Source organism: Tropicimonas sp. IMCC34043 (assembly GCF_003390845.1).
GTDB lineage: Bacteria > Pseudomonadota > Alphaproteobacteria > Rhodobacterales > Rhodobacteraceae > Tropicimonas.
In genome coordinates this window covers 90,428-108,848 of sequence record NZ_QMEK01000009.1, presented here as the reverse complement: position 1 = coordinate 108,848, position 18,421 = coordinate 90,428, and the positions used below count along the sequence as shown (strand labels likewise).

17 protein-coding genes are annotated in these 18,421 nt (G+C 67.6%); 5 read left to right on the top strand and 12 right to left on the bottom strand.

The annotated features are described in order from the left end of the window. Nucleotides 1–12: 12 nt before the first annotated feature. The 4 genes from DQG17_RS21060 to DQG17_RS21045 all read right to left on the bottom strand — a co-directional run bounded on the left by DQG17_RS21060 (nt 13) and on the right by DQG17_RS21045 (nt 4,018). Nucleotides 13–1,005: a MoxR family ATPase gene (locus DQG17_RS21060; protein ID WP_116134968.1), complete on the bottom strand. Its 993-nt coding sequence runs from the start codon at nt 1,003–1,005 to the stop codon at nt 13–15. Between the two features lie 123 nt (nt 1,006–1,128). After that, on the bottom strand, nt 1,129–1,821 hold the full coding sequence (locus tag DQG17_RS21055) for a YfdX family protein (RefSeq protein WP_116134966.1): 693 nt from the start codon (nt 1,819–1,821) through the stop codon (nt 1,129–1,131). A 195-nt stretch (nt 1,822–2,016) separates the two neighbouring features. Next, the gene (locus DQG17_RS21050; RefSeq protein ID WP_116134964.1) at nt 2,017–3,354 is read right to left on the bottom strand and encodes a HAMP domain-containing sensor histidine kinase; all 1,338 of its coding nucleotides are present in this window, start codon (nt 3,352–3,354) and stop codon (nt 2,017–2,019) included. Further along, nucleotides 3,341–4,018, bottom strand: a complete 678-nt coding sequence (locus tag DQG17_RS21045) for a response regulator transcription factor (RefSeq protein ID WP_116134962.1) — start codon at nt 4,016–4,018, stop codon at nt 3,341–3,343. The genes DQG17_RS21050 and DQG17_RS21045 overlap by 14 nt, the downstream gene beginning before the upstream one ends. A gap of 323 nt (nt 4,019–4,341) precedes the next feature. On the opposite strand from DQG17_RS21045, the gene DQG17_RS21040 reads away from it, so the two are divergent. Further along, entirely contained in the window at nt 4,342–5,220 is an 879-nt protein-coding gene (locus tag DQG17_RS21040) for a cation diffusion facilitator family transporter (RefSeq protein ID WP_116134960.1), read from the top strand. A gap of 76 nt (nt 5,221–5,296) precedes the next feature. Here DQG17_RS21040 and DQG17_RS21035 read toward each other — a convergent pair whose 3' ends face one another. The 8 genes from DQG17_RS21035 to DQG17_RS21000 form a co-directional block, all read right to left on the bottom strand. Continuing rightward, nucleotides 5,297–7,324: a M3 family metallopeptidase gene (locus DQG17_RS21035; protein WP_116134958.1), complete on the bottom strand. Its 2,028-nt coding sequence runs from the start codon at nt 7,322–7,324 to the stop codon at nt 5,297–5,299. A 105-nt stretch (nt 7,325–7,429) separates the two neighbouring features. After that, the gene (locus tag DQG17_RS21030; RefSeq protein WP_116134956.1) at nt 7,430–8,227 is read right to left on the bottom strand and encodes an amino acid ABC transporter permease; all 798 of its coding nucleotides are present in this window, start codon (nt 8,225–8,227) and stop codon (nt 7,430–7,432) included. Nucleotides 8,228–8,405: 178 nt separating this feature from the next. Next, nucleotides 8,406–9,206, bottom strand: coding sequence for a transporter substrate-binding domain-containing protein (locus tag DQG17_RS21025; protein WP_116134954.1), 801 nt, complete (start codon nt 9,204–9,206; stop codon nt 8,406–8,408). A gap of 154 nt (nt 9,207–9,360) precedes the next feature. Next, the gene (locus DQG17_RS21020; RefSeq protein WP_116134952.1) at nt 9,361–10,761 is read right to left on the bottom strand and encodes an MATE family efflux transporter; all 1,401 of its coding nucleotides are present in this window, start codon (nt 10,759–10,761) and stop codon (nt 9,361–9,363) included. A 294-nt stretch (nt 10,762–11,055) separates the two neighbouring features. Beyond that, entirely contained in the window at nt 11,056–12,138 is a 1,083-nt protein-coding gene (locus DQG17_RS21015; RefSeq protein ID WP_116134950.1) for a HesA/MoeB/ThiF family protein, read from the bottom strand. Continuing rightward, nucleotides 12,138–12,605 (bottom strand): dUTP diphosphatase, encoded by a 468-nt coding sequence (gene dut / locus DQG17_RS21010; protein WP_116134948.1) that lies wholly within the window; start codon nt 12,603–12,605, stop codon nt 12,138–12,140. The genes DQG17_RS21015 and dut overlap by 1 nt, the downstream gene beginning before the upstream one ends. Next, a complete protein-coding gene (gene coaBC / locus DQG17_RS21005; RefSeq protein WP_116135007.1) occupies nt 12,602–13,801 on the bottom strand; it encodes a bifunctional phosphopantothenoylcysteine decarboxylase/phosphopantothenate--cysteine ligase CoaBC in 1,200 nt (399 codons plus the stop codon). Before coaBC ends, dut begins: the two co-directional genes overlap by 4 nt. Before the next feature lie 86 nt (nt 13,802–13,887). Next, nucleotides 13,888–14,703 carry a ChaN family lipoprotein gene (locus tag DQG17_RS21000; protein ID WP_116134946.1) on the bottom strand — a complete coding sequence of 272 codons (816 nt, stop codon included), beginning with the start codon at nt 14,701–14,703 and terminating at the stop codon, nt 13,888–13,890. Nucleotides 14,704–14,807: 104 nt separating this feature from the next. Between DQG17_RS21000 and cobU the strand changes: the two genes are divergently transcribed. From cobU to DQG17_RS20980, 4 genes are read left to right on the top strand one after another with little or no spacing between them, the layout of a single operon-like run. After that, nucleotides 14,808–15,344, top strand: a complete 537-nt coding sequence (gene cobU / locus DQG17_RS20995) for a bifunctional adenosylcobinamide kinase/adenosylcobinamide-phosphate guanylyltransferase (RefSeq protein WP_116134944.1) — start codon at nt 14,808–14,810, stop codon at nt 15,342–15,344. After that, on the top strand, nt 15,338–15,919 hold the full coding sequence (locus tag DQG17_RS20990; protein WP_116134942.1) for a histidine phosphatase family protein: 582 nt from the start codon (nt 15,338–15,340) through the stop codon (nt 15,917–15,919). The genes cobU and DQG17_RS20990 overlap by 7 nt, the downstream gene beginning before the upstream one ends. A 58-nt stretch (nt 15,920–15,977) precedes the next feature. Beyond that, nucleotides 15,978–16,850: a glutathione S-transferase gene (locus DQG17_RS20985; protein WP_116134940.1), complete on the top strand. Its 873-nt coding sequence runs from the start codon at nt 15,978–15,980 to the stop codon at nt 16,848–16,850. 54 nt (nt 16,851–16,904) lie between these two features. Then, nucleotides 16,905–18,419, top strand: coding sequence for a YifB family Mg chelatase-like AAA ATPase (locus tag DQG17_RS20980; RefSeq protein WP_116134938.1), 1,515 nt, complete (start codon nt 16,905–16,907; stop codon nt 18,417–18,419). Nucleotides 18,420–18,421 lie beyond the last annotated feature (2 nt).

Below are 18,421 nucleotides of genomic sequence, written 5' to 3'. Positions count from 1 at the left end.
TGCGCTCGGGGTTCAGGACACCGGAACGCGCTTCAGCAGTTCGTCGATGACCTGATCCTTGGTGACGCCATCTGCCTCGGCCTCGAAATTCAGGATCAGGCGATGGCGCAGCACGTCATGGGCAACCGCCTGAACGTCAAGCGGCGTCGCGAATTCCGATCCGCGCATCCAGGCATGAACCCGTGCCGTACGGTCGAGCGCGATGGTGCCGCGGGGGCTGGCGCCATAGGCGATCATGCCGGCCAGATCGTCGCCATAGCGGCCGGGATCGCGGGTGGCAAAGACGAACTGCAGGATATAATCCTCGAGCGCCCGCGAGACATAGGTCTGCAACGCCGCCTCGCGCCAGCCGAAGATGGTCTGCTGATCGACCGTGATTTCGGGGGCCGCAGGCCCGGTCATCGCCTCGCCGCGCACGATCTCGAGGATCCGGCGTTCGGATTCGAGATCGGGATAGCCGACGCGGACATGCATCAGGAAGCGGTCGAGCTGTGCCTCGGGCAGCGGATAGGTGCCCTCCTGTTCGATCGGGTTCTGGGTGGCGAGCACCATGAACAGTTTCGGCAGCGGATAGGTCTGCTGACCCACCGTGATCTGGCGTTCGGCCATCGCCTCCAGCAGCGCAGATTGCACCTTGGCCGGTGCGCGGTTGATCTCGTCCGCCAGCACGAGGTTGTGAAACAGCGGCCCCTCGACGAATTCGAAGGTGCCCTCGTGGGGCCGGAACACATCGGTGCCGGTCAGGTCCGTGGGCAGCAGGTCGGGCGTGAACTGGATGCGGCGTTCGTCGCACCGGATGGCCGAGGCAAGCGTCGTCATCGCCTTGGTCTTGGCGAGGCCCGGCGCGCCTTCCAGCAGCACATGGCCATCGGCGAGCAACGCAATCAGCAGCCGGTCGACAAACACCGTCTGCCCGACGATGTGCGCGTTCATGAAATTGCGCAGCCCCTCGATGGCAGGCTGCCCGTTCTGCACGCCGGCGGCGGGTGCGTTCTGAATGTTCATCCTCAAACCTCTCTCGGGTCTCATCATGCGGGTGCAAGCTCGGGCGCGACAGTGCGGCGGCCGGAATTGGGAAAGGACGCCCCCTGGAGGAAGGGCGATCCGGCCGCCGACCCTGCTGCGGGCCTAGCCGGCGGCGCCTTGCACAGGGATGCCGTCGATCGCGTATGTGTCAAGCACCACCGCGTCTTCGACGGCCTTCAGAGCCAGGTTGGCCTGATAATACGAGCCGTCGGCGATCAGCTTGGCCGCCGCATCGACGTGTTCGAGGCTGGCGTTGACCGGCAGAAGCGCTGCGTTGACGACGATATCGACATCCGCCAGCCTCAGCGTCTCAACCGCCTTTTGCTGGTCGCCGCTGGCAAGCTGCTGGTTGGCCTCCTGGATCTTGCCGGCCTTGTCCGCGGTCGGCTGGAAGCCTTCGGCGAACGAGATCGACGTGTCGAAGGGCAGATAGGCGTCCCCGGCCTCGGTCGCCTTTGCGGTCTGGACACTGATGCTGCTGGCGTCGTTCCGGGCCATCTGCAGCGCGCTGGCGGCCTTTTCGGTCATGGATTTGGCCTGATCGACCTCTCCGTTGTAGATGGCAAGCCGGGCCGCGCGCACATCGTGCATCGCGCCAAGGATCTCGTCCGAGGTCTGCAGGATCTTGGCGGCCTGATCCGTGCTGGCGGTTGTGGTGGCGGCAGGCGTCTGCGCGGTGGCCGTGTCGGTCTTGACCGGCGCCACGGTCCCGGCGGCGTGGGCAGCGTTCAGAACGGGCGCCACGGCGAGTGCGCTGACAACGCCCAGGGCAGCGAGTTTCGTGCGGGTTCTCATGACTAACGTCCTTATCTTCGCTTGAACTCATCGGACCCATCGGTCTGATGCATTCCAGATAGGGCCTCGTGCTTACGCTTGTCTGGCCTGGACTATATACTTTTGTAAGGTTCGGTCCACGGGGCGCACAGAGATGTGCGAACGGGCAAAGATCCCGTTGGCCGTTGGGCTGCCTCCGACCGTCAGAACCATATTTCAGCCGGGAAAGCGGATGCGGACGCACAGCCCCGGGGCATTGTCGTCCATCTCGATCGCCGCACCGTGGCGGATCGCGATCGCATGCACCAGCGCCAGGCCAAGGCCGGTTCCGGCGACCGAACGGCTGGAATCGAGCCGGGTGAAGGGCTGCAACACCGCCGCGCGCTGATCGGCCGGGATGCCGGGGCCGGTGTCGCAGACCTCGAGCACGGCACTGCCCTGGTCATACCGCGCGCCGACCCGGATCGACGTCCCCGGCCCGGTGTGACGGTTCGCGTTGGCCAGCAGATTGACCAGAAGCTGACGCAGGGCCTGTTCGTCGCCGCGTGCGTAAACCGGCGTATCGGCCGCGACCTCGACCGGCTGGGACCTGTCGGCAAAGTCGGCGTCGAACAGCGGCACGGTCTCCGCCACGATGGATGCCAGATCGACGCTGCGAAAGTTGCTGCGGTCGAACGAGGTCGTCAGCGTCGAAATCCGCAAGACGGTATCGAAGGTATCGCCGAGCCGCTGCAACTCCTCCTGCGCGGCGGCAATCAGCGCGCCCTGGTCGCTTTCGGCGGCAGCGGCCTCGTCAAGGCGGATCACGGTGCGGTTCAGCGGTGTGCGCAGGTCGTGGGCAATGGCCCGGATCGTGTTCTGCGAGTTTTCGGTCAGCGCCGAAAGCCGGCCAAGCGACAGGTCGATCAGCCCGGCGATGCGGCCGATCTGACCGTCGCCGCGCATCGGCCCGATCCGCGCCGCGCTGTCGCCTCGGCCGACCCGTTCCAGCACATCGGCAATGTGCATCAGCTTTTGCAGCGATTGTTTCGACAAGACCCAGCCGGTCATCACCGCGGCAACGAAGATCAGCAGGAAGGCGGCGAGCAGGGCATAGAGCAAGGTGCGGAGCGTGACGTCGATCAGCGTCGTGTCGCGGCCGACGACAAGCCGCACGGTCTCGTATCGCCTTGCGCTGGCCGCAATGGTCGTGCCGTCCGCCATCGGCAGGATCTGGACCCTGCGCGTGAAATCGAGCAGGTCCGGCGCGACATCGAGATTGCCGGCCAGACGGACGCCATGGGCGTCGATCAGCGCGATATAGCGGTTTCCCCGCAGTTCGGGGCGTTCAAGCTTGTGCACCGCCTGGATCAGCGCCGTCTCGCCGCCGGTCTGATAGACCTCGTCCAGCAACAGCAGCTCGGCCACCAGTTCGCGTTCAAGCTCGGACTGCATGGCGCGGCGAACCGTATGATAGGCCAGCGCCCCTGCCGCCGTGAAGGCGACGGCCATGATCGCGACCGCGAGCAGCGCGCTGCGAAACGCATAGCCCGACAGGATGTCAGCGCGGCGCATGGATCGAATATCCGAAATTGCGGCTGGTATGGATCAGCTTGGCGTCAAAGGGCTTGTCGATCTTGGTGCGCAGCCGGCTGATATGGGTCTCAACCACTGTCGTGCCGGGATCAAAGCTGAGGCCCCAGACCTGTTCCAGCAGCATCGTCTTGGTGACGATGTGGCCGGCGTTTCGCATCAAGACCTCGAGTACGGCAAATTCCTTGGGCTGGAGGTCGACCACCTGCCCTTGACGTTCGGCGGTCCGCCGGAGCAGGTCAAGCTCCAGATCGCTGACGCGAAGGCAGGTCCGGGCCTCGGCAGCGACGGGGCGGCGGGCGATGGCACCGATCCGCGCCGACAGCTCGGCAAAGTGGAACGGCTTGGTCAGATAGTCATCCCCGCCCTCCTTCAGCCCCTCGATGCGGGCATCGACATCGGCCATGGCAGTCAGGAAGATCACCGGCAGGGTGTTCCGGCCGGCGCGAAGTGCCTTCAGGACAGCCATGCCGTCCATCCCCGGCAGCATCCGGTCGAGCACCATCAGGTCGCAGCGGTTGTACAGGCAATAGGTCAGCGCATCGCGCCCGTCATCGACGACATCGACACTGTGGCCCTCCGCGATCAGCGAACGGCGCAGATAGTCGGCGGTCTGGGCATCGTCTTCGGCGACCAGTATCTTCATGTGCCCTCCTTGCGCGGGACCGGGGACCGGCCCGATCTGCTGTCGGGGCTGAATTTGGGCATGTTGCCCCCCGGGGGCAATGGGTTTGGCGGCAGATCGGAGGCGACCGGACTGGCGCGCGTGCAATCGGGAACCCGGCCGAGCCGGGATTTCCGGCGCCCCGGCACACAGGCCCTCGCCCATTGACCGCCCCCTGCACCGCGCTTCATCCAACCGGCGCCGCCCCGCCGAAAGCGTCCGCCCGGTCGGTTCCGAAGTGCTTGTGCTTGCCCCCCGGCTTGCCTAGGTGAAGGGGCTTCTCCCTCGCCGCCGGGGCGCCTTTTATGACCACCGAACTGACCCGTCTGAACATCACCGCAGGCATTGCATCGACCTCTGTCGCCCTCACGCTCGTCGCGCTCAAGCTCTGGGCGCTGGCCGAGACCGGTGCGCTGTCGATCGCTGCCTCGCTGGTGGACAGCGGTCTCGATCTCATGGTCTCTCTCGCCGGGCTTGCCGCCATGATCTATGCCGCCCGCCCGCCCGACGACGACCATACCTTTGGCCACAGCTCGGCCGAGGATCTGGCGGCACTGGGGCAATCGGTGTTCATCTTGATCGCCGCGGGTGTGATCGGCACCGCCGCGGCGCGTCGTCTGCTGTCTGACACGCCCCCCGAACTTGCCGCCGAAGGCCGCGGCATGTTGGTCATGGCGATCTCGATCCTGCTGACCCTGGCGCTGGTGGTCTGGCAACGCTATGTCGCGCGCCGCACCGGCAGCCGTGTGGTCAGCGCCGATTCGCTGCACTACGTGGGCGACCTGATCCCCAATATCGGCGCAATCGTCTCGCTGTGGGCGGCACAACGCTTTGGCCTCGGCGCCATCGACAGCGTGGTCGCGATCGGCGCCGCCGGGATCCTTGCCGTCGGCGCGATCAATATCGGCAGCGGCGCCTGGGACGCCTTGATGGATCGCAACGCCGACCCCGAGATCATCCGCGGCATCGAGGATCTGGCCCGCAGCTGGCCCGGGATCGAAGGCTTCCACGACCTGCGCACGCGCACGGCCGGATCGAAGATCTTCGTCAACATCCATGTCGAGATCGACGGCCGCCTGCCGCTGACCATCGCCCACGATATCGGCGCGGGCCTGCGCCATGCGATCCTCGACCGCTATCCACAGACCGACGTGATCATCCACCACGACCCGGTCCGGTACTGAGCCGAGACCCCGGCAGGCGCGGTCCGCACCAACCGGGTCCCCTGTCTCTCGATTCGGCAATCTCGCCGCGCGGTCCCTACCCCGCCGTCTCCAGCCCCCGCCCCTTCAGCAGCGCCGCAACGCCGGGCAACCGGCCACGGAAGGCGGTATAAAGCACCTCGGGGTCCTTCGATCCGCCGGCCGAAAGGATGTTGTCCTCCAGCGATCTCGCGACCGTGGGGTCGAACGGGTCGCCCGCTTCCTCGAAAGCCGCGAAGGCATCGGCATCCATCACCTCGGACCACATGTAGGAATAGTAGGCCGAGGCATAATAGCCGCCCGAGAAGACATGCGCGAAATGCGGCGTGGCGTGGCGCATCCGGATCGCCTCGGGCATGCCGATAGCTTCCAGCACCTCGGCCTGCTTCTGCATCGGATCCGCGGGGGGCGGGCCGTCATGGAATTCCAGATCCACCAGTGCCGAGGCGATGAACTCGACGGTCTGGAACCCCATGTCGAAGGTCGCGGCCGCCAGCAAACGGTTCAGCAAATCTTCGGGCATCGCCTCGCCGGTCGTGGCATGGGTGGCGAACTCCTGCAGAACCTGCGGCACCTCCAGCCAGTGCTCGTAAAGCTGGCTTGGCAGTTCGACGAAATCCCGCGGCACCGATGTCCCCGAAATGCTTTCATAGGTCACGTCGCTCAGCATCTGGTGCAGGGCATGGCCGAATTCGTGAAACAGGGTACGCGCGTCGTCATAAGACAACAGCGCCGGCCGCCCGGCGGCGGGTTTGGAAAAATTGCAGACGTTGATCACATGCGGCCGGATATCGCCCGCCTGCTTCTGCTGGCTGCGCAGCGCCGTGCACCAGGCCCCCGACCGCTTGCCCGAGCGGGCGAAATAATCGCCGATGAAGACCGCCATGTGCTGGCCGTCGCGGGTCACCTCCCAGGCGCGGGCATCGGGATGATGCAGCGGCAGGTCGAGCGGCGCGAATTCCAGCCGGAACAGCCGGTTCGCACAGGCAAATGCCGCCTCGATCATCCGGTCGAGCTGCAAGAACGGCTTCAGCGCCGCCTCGTCGAGGTCATGTTCGGCCCGGCGGCGTTTTTCGGAATAGTAGCGCCAGTCCCAGGGCTGCAACGGCATGTCCCCGTTGTCTGCGACCAGCGCGCGCTCCAGCCAGGCGCTGTCGGCCTCGGCACGCTTGCGTGCCGGCGCCCAGACCTCCATCAGCAGCCCGCGCACCGCCTCCGGCGTCTTCGCCATCTCGGTTTCAAGCTTGTAGGCCGAGAAATTGTCATAGCCGAGCAACTGCGCGCGTTCGTGGCGCAGCCGCAGGGTCTCGGTCACGATGGCCCGGTTGTCGGTCGCCCCGCCATTCATGCCACGCGCGGTCCAGGCCTCGAAGGCCTTGCGGCGCAGATCGCGGCGCGGCGAGAACTGCAGGAACGGCACGATCAGCGACCGCGACAGCGTCACCACAGGCCCCGCCACACCCTTTTCCGCACCCGCGGCCCGGGCCGCCTCGACCACGAACGCCGGCAGCCCCGCCAGATCGGCCTCGGCCAGTTCCATGTACCAGTTGCGCTCGTCGGCCAGAACGTTCTGGCCGAATGCGGTGCCAAGTTCTGCAAGCCGGGTGTTGATCTCGCGCAGCCGGCCCCGCCCGGCCTCGTCCAATGCCGCGCCGGCACGGACAAAATTGCGCCGCGTCAGTTCCAGCACCCGGGCCTGCTCCTCGGTCAGCTCCAGCGCCTCGATCCCCTGCCACAATGCCTCGATCCGCTCGAACAGCGCCCGGTTCAGCGAAATGTCGGTGGAATACTCGGCCAGCCGGGGCGAAAACGCCCGTTGCAGCGCGTCGCGGGTGTCGTTCGCATCGACCGAAGCCAGCAGATAGAACACCGCCAGCACGTCGCTCAGTTCCTTGCCCGCCAGTTCCAGCGCCTCGATCGTGTTGGCAAAGCTCGGCGCCTCGGGGCATTCGGCAATCGCCGCGATCTCGGCCTGCGCTGCCTCCAGCGCGATGTCGAAGGCAGGCTCGAAATGGGTATCCTCGATGACCCGGAAATCGGGCAGATCGAAGGGCGTCGAAAGATCGGCAATCAGCGGATTGGTCATGACGGGCTCCCAGGGTGTTTTCAGCCTACCTAGTGGCGCCGGCCGGAAAATAACAGAGTGCGCCGCATTGGCCGCAGGAGACGAGGTTGCCCCCGCCCGCGCCGCTCAGGATCGCGACCGCCGCATGCCTCGCTCGAACCGCCTGAGCAGCAGCGACAGCGTCACCGTCATGGTGAGATAGAGGAACGCGACCACATTGTAAGTCTCGAAATAGCGGAAATTCCCCGCCGCCGTGACTTTGCCAAGCTGGGTGATGTCGAGAACGCCCAGCACCGAAACCAGCGAGCTGTCCTTGATCATGGCGATGAAATCGTTGCCAAGCGGCGGCAGGATCATCCGGATCGCCTGCGGAAACACCACCAGCCGGAATCGCTGCCAGCCAGTCAGCCCCAGCGACTTCGCGGCCTCGATCTGGCCTGCGTCGACCGCCTGCAACCCGGCCCGGAACACCTCGGCAATAAACGCCGAATAGCCGATGGTCAGCGCCAGGATCGCACGCCAGAGCAGTGGAAAGTCGCGGGTGCGGATCGCCTCGACGCCCAACCCCTGAAGCACCCAGTTCACTGCCACGACCAGCGCAGGCGCGATCACGAAGGCCACATAGAGCAGCAATACGATAATCGGCAGCCCGCGCACGATCTCGACATAGAACCGCGAAGCCTGCCGCAGCACCAGACCGCCCGACATCGAGGCAACCGCCAGCGCCAGACCGATCGCACAGGCCGCCGAAAACGCCACGACGGTCACGAACAGCGTGATCCCGACACCCTTCGACAAGGTGGTCAGAACCTGGGCGTAAAACTCGTCGCTGACGATCTGGTACAGGAAAAAACCGCCGATCCCGCAGGCAAACAGCAGCCACCACGGAAAGTCCTCGGTCTCGTCTGGTTTCGGTGGCAGCATCAGGCCCCTTCGTCGGCACGGGCCCCGATCACGCCCGCACGCGGCCTCTTCTTCTGTTCAAAAATATCCCCGCCGGAGGCTCCCGCCACCGCCGCCGCCGCGCCGCCGGGATCTTGCCCCGCAACGACGGCCCTGCCACGGCTGCCCCGCCGCACCCGGCGGGCAGCTGCAGACCGGCTCAGTTGCCGATCTTGTAGTCGAAGAACCACTTCCTGTTCAGCGTATCCAGCGTCCCGTCCTCCCGCATCGCGGCAAGGGCTGCGTTGACCGGCGCCACCAGATCGGAGCCCTTGGGAAAGATGAACCCGAAATCCTCGGAGCCGAGCGGCCCGCCGACGATCTTCAGCGCGCCCTCGCTTGCCGCGACATAGCCTTGTGCTGCGGTGCTGTCGCTCAGCGCCAGATCGACATCGCCGGTCCTGAGCGCCTGGACCCCGGCGCCGAATGTCTCGAACAGCTTGATCCGCGGGTTGGACTCGTCGCCGTCGAGCACCTCGTAGACGGTAACATAGAAGGGCGTCGTCCCGGGCTGGGCCGCCGCCAGCAGGTCTGGATCGGCGGCGAACCCCTTCTCGTCGCTGAACCGCGTCTCGTCGCCCCGTACGATCATCAACATCTCCGAGCGCAGATAGGGGTCCGAGAAATCGACCTGGCCGGCGCGGTCCTCGCGAATGGTGATGCCATTCATCGCCATGTCGTACTGGCCTTCCGAGATTGCCGGGATCATCGCGTCCCACGAGGCATTCTCGTAGACAGGCGTGATGTCGATCCGCCGCGCGATCTCGGCCACCGCATCGTATTCCCAGCCAATCGCCTCGCCGGTCGCGGGATCGATGAACTGAAGCGGCGGATAGGTGTTTTCGGTCACGATCGTCACCTCGCGTCCGCCAAGGTCGGGCATGTCGGCCAGCGCGGTGGTTGCAGGGCCGGCAGCGCTCAGCACGGCAGCAAGCGCGGTCAGGGATTTCAGCAGACTCATCAGGTCACTCCGCAAGTGTCACGGGACAAACAATCCCGGCCAGTATGCCTCTGGCAGCCGGACTGTCCAGCACAGGCTCATGCGGCGCGGATCTGGGTGCCCTGCGCTGCGGCGCGCAGGGCCTCGGCCGACGACCTGGCCTCCGCCAGGGATTTCACGGCATCGGCATCTGCTGCCGCTCCGTCAGCGCGGCGCCAATGCCTCCGTGTCGGTCAGATCGGCTTGCAAGTGCAATTCCAACGGCGAGGACGGCCACGATTCCGTCCGCAACAGGGAAGGCAAGCCAGATCGCGCGCGCTCCAACAAAAACGCCAAGGCTGGCGATCAGCAGCGGGCTGAGCACGAAGGGCTTCAGCAAGATCAGGGCAGCGGTGCGTCGCGGCTGGCCAATGGCCTGAAAATACAAGGCATGCACCAGCACCGGCCCGGTGAACAGGTAAAGCGCCACCATCGGCCGCAGGATGTCGCCGACCTGCGCCACCACGGCCGGGTCGCCGACGAATCCGGCGCCGATCCAGCGATGCCCGGCCAGCAAGGTGATCTCGACGACGAGGCAATAAGCGAAGGCCGTGGCAAGCGCGATGCGCAGAACGGCATTCGACCGATGATAAAGCTTCGCGCCGACATTGTTGCCGACGATACTCTGGTTTGCCAGCGCAATGGCCATCAGCGGCAGAAAGGTGAAACCGAGGATCCGCGTCACGATCCCATAGGCGGCAACGATGTCGGCATAGCCGGGGCCCGCGGTCAGCCGCAGGATCGCGATCACCGTTGCCGAAACAAGGGCGATCCCGATGAAACTGAGGCTGACGGGGGCGCCGAGGGCCAGAATCTCGCGCCAGCCGCCGATCCAGCGGGACCTGCCGAGCGCGGCGATGGACAACACGCCGCCGCGGCATCGCAGGCCGACCAGCACGGCAAGTCCCAGGGCCTGGGCGACCGCCGTTCCCCAGGCAGAGCCCGCAACGCCCATGTCGAGCCGCACGATCAGCAGGTAGTTCAGCGCGATATTGCCAAGCGTGATGGCGACGGACATCACAGCCACAAGACCGGCGCGGCCCTCGTTGCGCCACGCATCGGCGTGAATCCCGAGGAACAGCTGCACGGGCAACGCGGCGATGACGATGGCCAGATAGGTGTGCGCCATGCGCGCGATCTCGGGCCGGTCGCCCGCCAGCCCGCCGGTGACGAAACGGCCCCCGATCAGGAAGCCGGCGATCACCACCGCGGCAAGCACCAGCGCGAGCCCATGGGCCTCGGCAAAGACCTCCTCTGCCTCGGCGTGCGCACCGGCCCCAAGGTGCCGGGCCAGCAGGCTGGACATGCCGCCACCGACCAGGGTCGACAGCGCGACGGTGATCATCAGGACCGGGAAGACGATGCTGACGGCGGCCAGCGCATCGGCGCCCACGAAATGGCCGAGGAACACCGCATCGACGACGCTCTGCAGGCCGCCCATCATCATGAGGACCATCATCGGTACCGCATTGGCAACGAACAGCCGCCCCGGCGGGGCGGTCAGGAATCGGTTATCGGATGCGCTTGGCAACGACATCATGCACTCCTTGAGCGATGCATTCCGTTCCGGATGGGGGCCTGCATTATCCACCTGCGAAATGCTTCGAGGAGGGAGCGTCGTCGTCTTGTCGGGCTTCACCGTGACTTTCGTCAGCAGGCGGCAGGTGTCCGATACCTGCGCGCCTTCTAGGGTTTCGCTGCGTTTGGTGTCAAGCCGGCCGAACAGACCGATCCCGGCAGCTTCGGGGTGTCGCCCGTGCCGGGATCGGTCGCGCGACGGGGATCGCTGGGCCGTCTGGTCCGTCTGCGCGTCTCGAAACGTCGGGACGGGCTACTGCTCGCCCTGGCCCCTGGCCTCCGCCCCGCAGACCGGGCAATCCGCGCGCCGGTGCAGCCCGATCACCCGGGTTTCGCCATAAAGCGCATCAAAGATCAGCATCCGCCCGCGCAGCGGCGCGCCCGCCCCGGCGATCAGCTTGACCGCCTCGACCGCCATCATCGACCCGATCACGCCCGGCAAGGGCCCCATGACGCCCGCGGCCGCGCAGGACGGCGCCAGTCCCTCGGCCGGGGCCTGCGGAAAGACGCATTGATAGCAGGGCGTGCCCCGGGCCGGATCGAAGACGCTGATCTGCCCCTCCCATTGCGCCAGCGCGCCAGAGATCAGCGGCTTGCCCGCCGCCACCGCCACCCGGTTGGCCAGATAGCGGGTTTCGAAATTGTCGGTGCCGTCAAGGATCAGATCGTAGTCTTCCAGCAGGTCCGCCGCGATTTCAGCCTCGAACCGGCGGTGATAGGGCCGGATTTCGATGTGGGGGTTGAGTGCCCGCATCGCTGCTGCGGCCGAGAACACCTTGGGCAGGCCGATGTCCTCGTCACGGTGAATCACCTGACGCTGCAGGTTGGCGTTCTCGACCGCGTCGTCGTCGATCACCCCGATCCTGCCCACGCCCGCCGCCGCAAGGTACAACAGCGCCGGAGAGCCGAGCCCGCCCGCGCCAAGCACCAGAACCCGCGCCGCGCGCAGCCGTTTCTGCCCCGGCCCGCCGATCTCGCGCAGCATGATGTGGCGGGAATAGCGGTCAAGCTCGGCCTCCGAGAACCGCCCCGCAGGCGAGGCCGCCGTGGCAGCCGTCACGGATGCCGGTTCGTCCAGCGGCCTGGCACGGGCGCGCAGCCAGGCCAGACCACGGCCATAGATCGCCGCCAGCGCGGCAAAGGCCCCCAGCATGAGCCAAAGCATCGGCGACCGGCCGGTCGCCTCGCGCAGCGGATGGCCGTCGGGCAGCAGCAATTGTTCGGCCAGCACAGCCAGAAACAGCACCGCCACCATATAGCCGCGCAGCCGCGGCGGCGCGCCCACCAGCCAGCCCGCCAGCCAGATCATTCCGCAAAGGAAGAAGACCAGCAGCATCAGCGCCGTCCGGTCGAACCAAAGCCGCCGCTGCCGCGCCGGCTGTCGCCGAGGTCCGCCGCGATCTCGAACCGCGCCTGCAGCACCGGGGCAACGACCGCCTGCGCGATCCGGTCGCCGTGGTGAATGCGGTAGGGCTCGGTCCCGAGGTTCACCAGCAGCACGCCAAGCGGCCCGCGATAGTCGCTGTCGATGGTGCCGGGCGTGTTCGGCAGGGTGATCCCGTGTTTCAGCGCCAGACCCGAACGCGGGCGGATCTGCATCTCGAAGCCTGCGGGGATCTCGACCCGCAGCCCGGTCGGCACGACCCGCCGCTCCAGAGGCGACAGCGGCCATCCCTCGGCCCGTGTCTCCTCGGGCAGGTTGGCGCGCAGGTCGGCCCCGGCCGCGCCGGCGGTCTCATAGACCGGCAGGGCAATCTCGGGGTCGGCCCAATCCTCGCGCACCACCTTGATCACCACGCTCATGCGACCACCCCGGCAATACGCTGCGCCAGATGGCGCGCCACTTCGTCCTTGGCCATCCGCGGCCAAAGCTCGGCCCCCTCCGCCGAGATCAGCGTCACTTCGTTCTCTGATCCGCCCATGATCCCCGTGCCCTCCGAAACGTCGTTGGCGAGGATCCAGTCGCAGCCCTTGCGCGCCCGCTTGGCGGTCGCATGGGCCACCACATCGTCGGTCTCGGCGGCAAACCCCACCACGAGGCGCGGCCGCTGGTCCGGCGCAAGATGCGCGACCTCGGCCAGAATGTCGGGGTTTTCGGCGAATTCGAGCGCGGGCGCGCGGCCGCTGCCGTCCTTCTTCATCTTGCGGTCGGCCGCATTGGCCACCCGCCAGTCGGCCACGGCGGCGGCAAAGACCGCAACATCCGCCGGCAGCGCATCGAAGACGGCATCGCGCATCTGCCGCGCGGTTTCGACCGCCACCACCCGCACGCCCGCGGGCGGCGGCACGCTGGCCGGGCCGGTGACGAAGGTGACCCGCGCGCCAAGCTGCACGAGGGCTGCGGCAATCGCCGTGCCCTGCGCCCCGGACGAGCGGTTGGCGATATAGCGCACCGGGTCGATCGGTTCCTGCGTGGGGCCGGAGGTGACGACGACATGGCGCCCCTGCAGCGGCCCGGCGCCAAGGGCGGATTCGACCGCCGCGATGATCTGCGGCACCTCGGCCATGCGGCCAAAGCCGAACTCGCCGCAGGCCATCGGCCCCTCGTCCGGCCCCACGGTCAGGATGCCGTCGGACTTGAGCCTCGCCAGATTGCGCCGCGTCGCGGGATGCTCCCACATCCGCACGTTCATCGAGGGCGCGATCAGCACCCGCTTGTCGGTCGCCATCAGCAGGGTCGAGGCCAGATCGTTCGCATGCCCGCCCGCCATCTTGGCCATCAGATCGGCCGTTGCGGGTGCCACCACCACCAGATCGGCGGCGCGGGACAGCTCGATATGGCCCATCTCGGCCTCGGCGGTCAGATCGAACAGATCCCGGTAGACCTTTTGCGAGGCCAGCGCCGAGACGCTGAGCGGGGTCACGAAGTGTTCGGAGGCCTGCGTCAGGACCGGCGTCACCTCGGCGCCACGGTCGCGCAGCCGCCGGATCAGGTCGAGCGACTTGTAGGCCGCGATTCCGCCGCCAATTACCAGAAGGATCCGTTTCGAAGAGATCATGCCGCCCACCGCTGCCTTGCCTGCCCCCCGGTCTACGCAGCGCGCCCGGGGCTGGCAAGCAAGCGGCGCAGGATCGGCGGTCGGGATCAGCGGGGCGCGAAATTGGCGCAGGGGTCTTCTCGCTCGGCCGGCGCGGTGACAATCCAGTCATCGAACGGCACCGACCCCGGGTCCTGCGGCGGCGCCTCGAACTGGCCAAGGCTCAGCAGGCGCAAGTCAGGAGCCGCGACGGCCAGATAGGCCGGCATCCCGGTGTCGCGCTGTGCGTGGCCGTTGCCGGTGATCACCACGACCGGCCCGCCGGTTTCCGCCAGCGCCTGCAGCGCGACCTCGCTGAACCTTGCGTCGCGCAGCCGTTGCGCCTCGACCATCCCCGGCAGCATTTCCTCGGGCAGCGCGTTGCAATGCGCCTCCATCTGCTCGGCTTCGCGCGCCGCCTGGTCTTCGGCTGCCAGCGGAGCCAGCCCGAAGCGTTCGGCCTGATCGCCAAAGGCCGCTGCGGCGCCATCCGACATCGCGGCCTTGAGATCGTCATATGGGACGGCCGCGCCATAGATCCGGGCCTGAGGCGCTGCCAGAAAGATCGGGTGATACATCGCGAAATCGGGCCAGCCGCTCTTGTCCCAGTCAAGCGCCGTGGCCATTGCGCCCGCCTCGCTGCGCTCGGTCGCGTTGGCGATCCCGGCCTGTTCGGGCGTCAGCATCTCGAACACCAGCGCGGCGGGCGCGATGGCGGCGACGGCTGCGGCCTGATTCTGATGATGCCAGGGGTTGTCATGGGTCTCGCCCAGCAGGATCATCTGTGCCCCGCGTGCCGCAATCAGCGCCGGATCGGCGATTTCGGCGCCCGAGGCCGCATTTCCGACCGCAAGTGCCGCGCAAAGACCCCACCAGAGTTTCATGGCTGTCCCCTCTTTGGCTTCAACACCTAGCGCCCTCGGGCCGGTTGCTCCAGCCGCTTTGCCCCGGCATTTGCTCTCCCCTCCGGCTCTGCTAGGCAGGCCGCATGACCCCACATCTGACACTCGTGATCGGCGGCGCAAATTCCGGTAAATCGGCCCGGGCCGAGGCACTGACCCGCACCTTGTCCGACAGCCGGATCTATCTGGCAACCGCGCAGGCCTTTGACGCCGAAATGGCCGCCAAGATCGCCGCCCACCGGGCCGCCCGCGGCGATGGCTGGCAAACCATCGAGGCGCCTGAGGCATTGGCCGAGGCGTTGGCCGGCATCGCACCCGGATCGGCCGTTCTGCTCGATTGCCTGACCATGTGGCTCAGCAACCGCCTGCTGGCCGGGGCGGACCCCGCGGCAGAGCTGCCCGCACTTTGTGCGGCCCTGTCCGCCTGCCCGGCGCCCGTTGTGGTGGTCACCAACGAGGTCGGCGCCGGGATCGTGCCCGAAAACGCACTCGCCCGCCGGTTCCGCAGCGTGCAGGGCCGGGTAAACCAGCAGATCGCGGCGAATGCCGATCTGGTGGTCGCGGTCATGGCCGGCCTGCCGCTGGTGTTGAAAGGGCAATTGCCCGCGGCGCTGTCGTGGTGACGCTGTGGTGGGTCCGGCACGGCCCGACGCATTGCCGGGAGATGATCGGCTGGACCGATGCGCCGGCCGATCTGTCGGACAGCCCGCGGCTGGCACGACTGGCCCGCTATCTGCCCGCCGAAGCGGTCGTCGTGTCGTCCGACCTTTGCCGCGCCGTCGCCACCGCCGACGCGATCCAGGGCAGCCGCCGCCGCCTGCCCCACGACCCGGCGCTGCGCGAGATCAATTTCGGCGCATGGGAGGCGCGCAGCTTTGCCGAGATCGACGCCGAGGACCCCGATCTTTGCCGCCAGTATTTCTCGACACCGGGGTCGGTCGCCCCGCCCGATGGCGAAAGCTGGGATGCCCTGGCGGCGCGAACCTCAAAGGCCGCCGACAGGCTGCTGAGATTGGTGCCCTCGGCCCCGCACGTGATCGCCGTCGCCCATTTCGGCCCGATCCTGACCCAGATCCGGCGCGCCCGCGGCTGTTCGGCCGAGGCTGCCCTCGCCCAGAAGATCGACCCCCTGAGCGTCACCTGCCTGCACTGGGACGGCACTGCCTGGCAGGAACGTGCGGTCAATCACCATCCGTGATGGCCGCCGCGACAAACAGGCATTGGTCGGGATCTCATCTCCCGGCTAGGATTCGGCCATGACATACGAACTTTTCATCGGCGAACCCCGCTATTCCAGTTGGTCCCTCAGGGGCTGGCTGCTGTTTCGACGCTTTGGCATCCCGGCGCGGATGACCTGGGTCGATTTCCTCAACGCCAAGGTCGCGGACCAGCTGGGCAATGTGCCGCCCGCGCGCACCGTTCCCTGTCTGCGCCTGCCAGACGGGACAGTGGTCTGGGAATCGCTTGCAATCGCCGAGGAACTGGCCAGCCGCCATCCCGACGCCGGGATCTGGCCCACGGACCCGGCAGCACGCGCCACTGCGCGCAGCCTCGCGGCCGAGATGCACGCGGGATTCGGCGCGCTGCGCGAAGAATGCCAGATGAACATCGGCGTGGCGTTTGAGAAGGTCACGCCCTCTGCAGCGGTGCAGGCCGATCTCGACCGTCTGGCCACGATCTGGGCCCATGCCCGGCGGGTCTGCGGCGGTGCGGGGCCATGGCTCTGCGGCGACTACAGCGCGGCGGACGCCTTCTTTGCCCCGGTCGCGACCCGGATCGCGACCTATGGGCTAAAGGTCCCGCCCGAGGCGCAGGCCTATGTCGAGGCGCATCTTGCCGACGGCGCGTTCCGGCGCTGGCGGGCCATGTCGGTCGCCCGCGGCGTGATCCTTCCCTGGTACGAAAAGGATCTGCCGCACCGGCCCTGGCCCGGCCCCGCGCCGATCCCGGCCCGCGCGGTCGCGGCCGGCCCTTCGGTGAACGACACCTGCCCGTTTTCCGGCGACCCGGTGACCGACTTCGCCGAAATCGGCGGCAAGGTGATCGGGTTCTGCAACCCGTTCTGCCGCGACAAGTCGGTCGCCGACCCGGAGGCCTGGCCCGAGGTTGCTGCCATTTACCAGATTTAAACCAATCCCGCCCAAGGGTTAACCGCGACGAACGGGTGCGGAAAGGCGGGCGGGATGGTGGCGCGGGCCCATACGGTGGCCTTCGAGGGGGTCGAGGCGCGCCCCGTCGAGGTGCAATGCGCCATTTCGGCCGGTATCCCGGCCTTTGCCATCGTAGGCCTTCCCGACAAGGCGGTCAGCGAGGCGCGCGAGCGGGTGCGCGCGGCCCTTCAGGCATTGTCGATCGCGCTGCCGTCCCGGCGGATCACCGTCAACCTCTCGCCCGCCGACATGCCCAAGGAAGGCTCTCATTTCGACCTTCCGATTGCGCTCGCGTTGCTTGCGGCGCTGGAGATCATACCGGCCGAAGAGGTCGACCGCACCGTAGCTCTCGGCGAGTTGTCCCTCGACGGCGGGCTCGTCGCGGTCGTCGGCGCGCTGCCCGCGGCGATGGCGGCCGCCGCATCGGACCGCAGCCTGCTCTGCCCGCGGGCCTGTGGACCCGAGGCCGCCTGGGTCGGCGCGACGCCGGTGATCGCAGCCGACACGCTTGCCGCGGCGGTGCGTCACCTGACCGGGCAGACGCCGCTGCCCCTCGCCCGGCCGGGCGAGGTCGCGGCGCCGCGCAGCCTGCGGGATTTTCGCGACGTGAAGGGACAGGAACGGGCCAAGCGGGCGCTCGAAATTGCCGCCGCCGGGCGCCACCATCTGCTGATGGTCGGCCCGCCCGGCACCGGGAAGTCGATGCTCGCCGCAAGGCTGCCCGGGATCCTGCCGCCGCTCAGCCCGGTCGAGGCGCTTGAAACCTCGATGATCCATTCGCTTTCCGGCCTGCTCGACGAGGGCGGGATCTCGCGCGAGCGCCCGTTCCGCGAGCCGCATCACACCGCTTCGATGGCTGCGATTGTCGGCGGCGGGCGCGGCGCGCGGCCGGGCGAGATCTCGCTTGCGCACAATGGCGTGCTGTTTCTGGATGAACTGCCGGAATTTCCGCGGCCGGTGCTGGAAACCCTGCGCCAGCCGATCGAGGCCGGCGAGGTCGTGGTCGCCCGCGCCAACGCCCATGTCCGCTATCCCTGCCGGTTCCTGATGGTGGCGGCCGCCAACCCCTGCAAATGCGGCCACCTGAGCGACCCGGCCCGCGCCTGCGCCCGGGTGCCGACCTGCGGCGAGGACTATCTCGGGCGCATCTCGGGGCCGCTGATGGACCGGATCGACATACGGATCGAGGTGCCGCCGATCCGCTTCACCGACCTCGACCTGCCGCCCTCGGCGGACGGCACCGCCGAGATCGCTGCCCGCGTTGCCGCGGCCCGCGCGATCCAGGACCGCCGCTTTGCCGGCCACGCCGAGGTGCGCGTCAACGCCGATGCCGAAGGGGCCCTGCTGGAGGAGATCGCCGAACCCGACGCCGACGGGCGCGCGTTGCTGCTGAAGGTCGCCGACCGCTTCGGTCTGACCGCCCGCGGCTATCACCGGGTGCTGCGCGTCGCCCGCACCATCGCCGACCTCGAGGGCATCGCCGGCATCAGCCGGCCGCATATCGCCGAGGCGGTGAACTTCCGGCTGGCAATCGGGCGCATAATCTGAGG